The sequence below is a fragment of the Haloferax sp. Atlit-10N genome, assembly GCF_003586325.1.
Lineage (GTDB): Archaea > Halobacteriota > Halobacteria > Halobacteriales > Haloferacaceae > Haloferax > Haloferax prahovense.
On sequence record NZ_PSYX01000082.1, the window covers coordinates 1 to 652 of the forward strand.

1 protein-coding gene is annotated in these 652 nt (G+C 62.9%); it reads right to left on the reverse strand.

The window, feature by feature from the left end; translation table 11 throughout:
* Positions 1–147: 147 nt before the first annotated feature.
* Entirely contained in the window at positions 148–588 is a 441-nt protein-coding gene (locus C5B91_RS21270) for a hypothetical protein (RefSeq protein ID WP_119713031.1), read from the reverse strand.
* Between the last annotated feature and the right edge of the window lie 64 nt (positions 589–652).

The following is a 652-nucleotide window of genomic DNA, read 5'->3' on the forward strand; positions in this document are numbered from 1 at the left end:
GTAGAAGTCCATTGAGACGACACTTCCGGCGGGGACCTCGGTAGCATCGGTGATTGCTTGACTCGTCAGTTCTGGACGGTTCTGGACGGTGAGCGTGTTGTCTCTCCCACGGTTTGCTGGGGTTGACCATGGTGACCGACCCACCAATTAGAACACCCCCCCAATGACGCGTCGAATCCCACCGAGGTAGTCGACGGTGGGCAACGCTCTGAATCGGTAGGCGTAGTCGGTGCTCTCGTTGCCGGCGATGATGACGACTCGGTCTCCCTTGCGCATCTCCGCGTTGACGTGGTAGCGGTCGCCGTCTGGCTCACCGGTCACGAACTGCTCGCCGTCGCCGTAGCTCGTAATGTCGGTATCCTCGGCAGACTCCGTATTGTCCGGGTCACCCCGGATGCGCCGAATCACCGGCCGCAACTGCAGGGCGTCCTCCGAACCGGGGACCGCCCACAGCGACAGTTGCTCGACGGTGCAGTCTGCGGGCGCAACCCACGCGACCTCGTGGCCGGTGGTGTCGGCCGGGACCTCGTCTTGGATGTGCGGCGTCTCGCGGCGCTCGTCGGTCGTGAGCTTCGATAAAATTCCCATGGTGGGACTCCTTAGAGAGCGCTCCGGTACAGCATCACGTTGGATGCCGCCGGGTCGATTTCCT

Bases quoted from the DNA above. Each gene is read 5' to 3' on its own strand.
- C5B91_RS21270 (WP_119713031.1), bottom strand. From the start codon at position 588: ATGGGAATTTTATCGAAGCTCACGACCGACGAGCGCCGCGAGACGCCG.